We start from the raw sequence: 5,453 nt of genomic DNA on the forward strand, positions 1-5,453 counted from the left end.
GCGCCGTTCATGAGGAAACCTCCTTGTCATGTTGAAATGGCGTATATTTCAGTTCGTTCTTCCATTTTGAAAGTGAAAGGATAAACCCGGCTGCGATCGCTCCAACAGCGACGCACCATCCCCATTTCAGGAGAAACTCTACCGGCAGATCACCGTAGGCTGTTGTGATATTCGTCTTGATATTATCAAACATCATATACCCCAGAACAATCGGTGTGACGACGCTCAGGCAGATTCTCCACCAGGCGCCGAGCTGAATGTCGGAAACCGAATTGGCGTGAGCCTGCAAAGCTTTCAGCTCTTTCGCAAACCATGCAATCGCAACGACTTCGATCAATCCGGCAAGCGCCACTCCGAAATTGTTGATAAAGTAATCGGCTGCATCGAGAAAGAACAGTCCGCCTTTTGTCGCAAATACGAGCGAACACAATGCAGCAGCCCCTCCGCCGAACAGGACGGCTTTCCGCCGCGGAACGTTGAACTTATCCTGAATCGCGGCAACATATGTTTCAGAGATCGAAATGAGAGACGACAGACCTGCCAAAACTAGCGAACCAAAGAATAAAAACCCGAAAAGCACATTAAACGCCGGAAACTCATTGATGATTTGCGGAAAGACGACGAACGCCAAACCGATTCCGGAAGAGACGACCTCTTTAACTGGAACGCCCTGCTGCGCGGCCATAAAGCCCAGCGCACTGAATACCCCGATCCCGGCCAGCAGCTCGAACGACGAATTCCCGAAGCCGGTGATGAACGCATTGTTTGTAACATCGGATTTTTTCGGCAAATAGCTGGAATACGTAATCATGATGGCAAACGCGATCGACAGACTGAAGAAAATTTGGCCGTATGCCGCCACCCAAACTTTTCCGTTTGTTATCTGGCTCCAATCAGGCGTGAAAAACGCATTCAGCCCTTGAGCAGCCCCGTCAAGTGTAATCGAATAAATGACGATGATTAAAAATAAGACCACAAGCAGCGGAATGAAAATGCGGTTCGCAATTTCGATTCCTTTTTTGACTCCGGCAAATAAAATGCCTAAGGAAACAATCCAGACAATCGCGAGCGGAATCAGGACGCCCGGCACGAAGCCTCCGAATTGCCCGATGGCTCCTCCTCCAATATCAACTCTGTTTAAATATTCAGTCATTAGAAAATTTTCTGTATCTTTACCCCAGCCTAAATTGAAAGAAAAGACAGTGTAAGAAATGGCCCATGCCACGATCACGGCATAATACGTCGAGATGACAAATGAGATGGCGACCTGCCACCAGCCGATCCACTCCTTTCCTTTCCCCATCCGGGCATAGGATAGCGGGGCTGAGCCCCTGTATTTATGGCCGATTGTAAATTCCATGATGAGAAGAGGGATTCCTGCTGTCAAAAGCGCGAACAAATATGGCAGAAAGAACGCGCCTCCTCCGTTTTCATAAGCTACAGCCGGGAACCTCCATATATTCCCCAAACCGATCGCAGAACCGACAGCTGCTAAAATAAAACCCGCTCTTGTTCCCCATTGCGGACGACTATCCATAAGCTTCCTCCTTTACCTTATTGAAACATCTGAAAACAATGAATTTTCTAATAATTATTATTATTGAATAGTATATACAGTCTTTTTGCCTAAGTCAAAGTATTTTTTAAGAAAATAGACACATTCTTTTTCCAGGACGCAAAAAAAAGCATTCTGCCTGATGTGTGCAGAACGCCTGGAAATCATTGCTTATTTTGTTCCTTTTTTTGTTCTGTTTTTTCATCCTTTGAAGGGATTTGAATCGATGGCGCCGTCTGGCTGCCGTTGCCGCTGTAGAAGTCGGGTACTTCGCCGTGCACGGCTTGAATCGTTGCCGGAATCGTATTTTTGACAACCGCCGTTTTTGTCGCAAACGGTATGACGACACGGACCTTGACTTCGACAAGAATCCCAATATTAATTAATGCATTATTAATTCCGTACGGTTCCACACTTTTTTTGAAATCTGTAAAAACATCTCCTACAACATTAAAGCGCACCGGTATTTTCGGCCCGAGGTTTCCAAGCAGGGAATTTCCCGTTGTCTGGCCGAGAGGAATTTGATAAATCACGCCATCACTCTTGTCTTCCGGCGTTTTCGCAGAAGAATTAAATTCTTCTGTTTCCGTTACTTTCAAATTTTCATGCAGCCGTTTCGTAATCTTGGTCTGCATATCGCGAACAACATGGGAATTGAAATTGATCGTTGTTACTTTCCCGTTTTCATTTGTCTTCATTTCGACCATGTTTTGCACATTTTCATCTTGGTTCATATAATCCTCGACAGCTTCCTGGATGACGTGCGTCGCAATCCGGTTCGTTTCCATTTCAGCGATGTTCAGAAGCGTCGGTTTGATGGATGAGTTGATGATCAACAGGCTGACGGCCGTTGAAAAAATAAAAAATACAAACGAAAGCAGCATGACATATCGAAAAGGCAAAGGTCCTCTTTTTGACAGAGGGCCGCGAAATCTTCGCAAGCAAAATCCCCCCTTACATCACAAGTGTATGCTTGTAAGAGGGGATATACGATTCAATCAGACAACTTTATTTCACCATTTTTAAAAGGGCTTCTTTTCCGCTCATTCCGGGATGGATGCCGAGCTCTCTGGCCGCATCGGTTACAGATTCGAGCGGCGCTTCGAGAAGCTGATCGATCGTCCGCACGCCGACGGCTCTGGCGGCGACGATTTTCCGTTCTTTTAATTTATCATTCAGCAGGGCGACGTCAAGCGCTCCGCACATAATATATCCATGGTCATTGGTTACCGCCATAAAGTTCGTTTTCGGCAGTTTGACCGTTACAGCCGTAAACGGCTGATCTTCTATCATAATTGGAGTTAAATTTACCATCGCAATCCCTCCTTTACCATTAATGTATGATAAAGCGGGAGACATGTTCCGGTTTGCCCCGAATCTTAGAGCATCTGTATTAGAACCGGTTTGCTTTTTTAAGCTTCCAGGCGAGCAGATCGCGCAGGAATTCAGGCATAAAGTACTCGATATCTTCCGCATCGCGGATCGCCGGAAACAGTGTTCCGAGTGTAAACATATCAATCGTGGCGATCGTGTAGAACGCATCATCTTCAATGTCCGCTCCGTTGACAGAGAGCTTTTCCGGGTCAAGGCCGGCATACAGCATTTTCCCCATCACTTCGCCGCGAAAACCGAGCCCTTTAATTCGCAGTTTCTCGGTTTCTTCCGATGATGCATGGAAGATGACCTCTTTCAGCTCACGTCCCGTCAGCTTCAGTTTGACCGGATTAATCGGATGCGGACAGATGCGGTGAACATCCGCTTTCGTCACCGGGCCTTGTGATAGAGACTCCAGTACAATGCCTGAGTTGACCATTCCGATTTCTGCCTCACACCATTCCTTTAAGGCGTCTGCCAGCATTTGCGGAAGGGCGCTTCTGCGGAACCAGGCGGTTTCAAGGGTGTTGTCCAATGTCGCAATTTCTTCTTCAAGGAGATGTCCGGCTTCTTTCTCTTTTTCCTTCAGAAAACGAATCGTCTCCTCTGATTCTTCGTTCCATTCTGCCGTCTTCATAACGGTTGCTGTGATGTTCTCAAGCCTTCCGTTATACATCAGTTCAACATGACCGACATAGTTCCCGTATTTTTCGGCGCAGGCCAGCATAACGCCGTCTTTCATCATCCCTTCTTCAAGCAGGTGATGGGTGTGGGAGCCGAGAATCAGGTCGATTTCGGGAAAAGCCTCCGCGACGCGCTGATCATCCAAAATGCCGAGGTGTGAAAGAAGAATGACAGTATCGGCTTTTTCTTTGATTTCACTGAGCATCTCGCCGATGCTTTCAAATGCGTCTGCAACCGTCCAGCCAAGCTGCCGGTAGATCGGATAATACGGGACTGTCACACCGAGAATGGCAAGAGTTGCGCCGCTCTTCACCTTTTTGAGCACATACGGTGCTGCCCAGCCGGGCCTCTTCCCTTTTTCGTCAAACAAATTGGAAACAACGACAGGAAACTGTGCGTTGTCATAAAGTGTATCCAGCTCCTGATGCGGCAGTGTAATTCCTTCATTATTTCCGATCGTTGCAGCATCATACTGCAGACGGTTCAACAGCTCCACATTCGCTTTTCCGAAGGTGGCCTCAGATATCGGATGGAATCTGTCGACATGATCGCCGAGGTCGAACAAAAGCACTTCTTCCCCCTGCTCTTCATGTTTTTGTCTTTGTGTCTGAATATAATCGACGATTTTCGGCCAGTTTTCAAAATGGCTGTGCAAATCGTTCGTATGGTAAATATGGAGCTTTTCCGTCATGCAAATCTCTCCCTAACGTTTAACTAAACACGCCTTGATAGATTAATCTGATTCCGATGATGATCAATACGAACCTCATGATCAATACGATCGTCTTTGTTTGCATCTTTTTATTAATGTAGGCGCCGAGCTGTCCGCCAAACCAGGCGCCCGGGATCAATGCGAGCGCATAAAACCAGTTGACATGGCCCGCGATGACATGGCCGGCAGAGCCGGCGACAGATGAAAGGAAAATAATAAACATCGATGTCGCAACGGCGACCCTTGTCGGAAATAAAAACAGAAGAATCATCGCCGGCACCATCAGCGAGCCGCCCCCGATGCCGAAAAGCCCGCCGAGGAAGCCGACGACAAAGGCGATCGCGATTCCGGCTAAAGGATGATATGAATACGTATATTCCTGTCCTTCATCCCCTGTGAACGTTCTGATAACGCCCGTATGCTTTTTCTCGGCAGGTTTCACCCTTTTCTTTATCATTAAGGAAAGGGAAATGAGAATCATAAAAATCCCGAACCATAGAGAAAACGAGTCTGAGCTGAAATATGTCGATACATGGGCACCTGCGATGCTGCCCGGCCCCGAGCCGATGAAAAAAATAAGACCGCTTTTATAATCTACGGTTTTATACTTCATATACGCAATCGTTGAAGAAAGCCCTGTAAATATGATGACAACCAGCGAGGTGCCGACCGCCATTTGCGGTGTCACATGGTCAAAGAGCGTCGGCAGCCCCGCCAGAAAAAGGAGCGAGGGAACGATGACGATCCCTCCGCCGAGCCCGACAAGACTGCCGATGGTTCCCGCGATAAATCCGAGTATTAGCAAAATAAGATATTCCATAAAATAAGTCCTCTTTTCTAGCTGAATAAATCGAGCTGCCTTGGCGTAAGCCCTTTGTATTCAATATCGAGCAGCTCCTTCATTTGCTTCCCGTCTTGAGCCGCATCACCGCCTGAATTGTTATTAAACAGCACGTAAACGTTTTTCGACTGCTGTTCAAGCAGCTCAAGGTTTTTCTTCCAGTCTTTTAATTCTTGTTCATTATATAAATATAAATATCTGACCTCACGCCAATTTTGCCCGGAAGACGGCCTTAACCAGCCTTCCTTGTTGCGGCCGTGAAAACGGACGAGCGTTTTCCTGCTGTC

Annotated in this window: 6 protein-coding genes; all 6 read right to left on the bottom strand. The window is 47.1% G+C overall.

Annotated features, from left to right (window positions below; translation table 11 throughout):
- Window positions 1-7 precede the first annotated feature (7 nt).
- Window positions 8-1,537: a sodium-dependent transporter gene (locus C1T29_RS18670; protein ID WP_043054462.1), complete on the bottom strand. Its 1,530-nt coding sequence runs from the start codon at window positions 1,535-1,537 to the stop codon at window positions 8-10.
- Window positions 1,538-1,719: 182 nt separating this feature from the next.
- A complete protein-coding gene (gene yunB, locus C1T29_RS18675; RefSeq protein ID WP_035337643.1) occupies window positions 1,720-2,496 on the bottom strand; it encodes a sporulation protein YunB in 777 nt (258 codons plus the stop codon).
- 67 nt (window positions 2,497-2,563) lie between these two features.
- Entirely contained in the window at window positions 2,564-2,869 is a 306-nt protein-coding gene (locus tag C1T29_RS18680; protein ID WP_023856194.1) for a YunC family protein, read from the bottom strand.
- 79 nt (window positions 2,870-2,948) lie between these two features.
- Window positions 2,949-4,304 (bottom strand): bifunctional metallophosphatase/5'-nucleotidase, encoded by a 1,356-nt coding sequence (locus C1T29_RS18685; RefSeq protein ID WP_035337646.1) that lies wholly within the window; start codon window positions 4,302-4,304, stop codon window positions 2,949-2,951.
- 19 nt (window positions 4,305-4,323) lie between these two features.
- Window positions 4,324-5,145 carry a sulfite exporter TauE/SafE family protein gene (locus tag C1T29_RS18690; protein ID WP_035337648.1) on the bottom strand — a complete coding sequence of 274 codons (822 nt, stop codon included), beginning with the start codon at window positions 5,143-5,145 and terminating at the stop codon, window positions 4,324-4,326.
- A 17-nt stretch (window positions 5,146-5,162) separates the two neighbouring features.
- Window positions 5,163-5,453: DUF72 domain-containing protein (locus tag C1T29_RS18695; RefSeq protein WP_208945533.1), on the bottom strand; the 291-nt coding region annotated here is incomplete at its 5' end.

The organism is Bacillus sp. MBGLi79 (genome assembly GCF_002953915.1).

What these genes read in the sequence shown, in the direction of transcription:
- C1T29_RS18690 (WP_035337648.1), bottom strand. Translation starts at nt 5,145, where the DNA reads ATGGAATATCTTATTTTGCTAATACTCGGATTTATCGCGGGAACCATC.
- C1T29_RS18680 (WP_023856194.1), bottom strand. Translation starts at nt 2,869, where the DNA reads ATGGTAAATTTAACTCCAATTATGATAGAAGATCAGCCGTTTACGGCT.
- C1T29_RS18685 (WP_035337646.1), bottom strand. Translation starts at nt 4,304, where the DNA reads ATGACGGAAAAGCTCCATATTTACCATACGAACGATTTGCACAGCCAT.
- C1T29_RS18670 (WP_043054462.1), bottom strand. Translation starts at nt 1,537, where the DNA reads ATGGATAGTCGTCCGCAATGGGGAACAAGAGCGGGTTTTATTTTAGCA.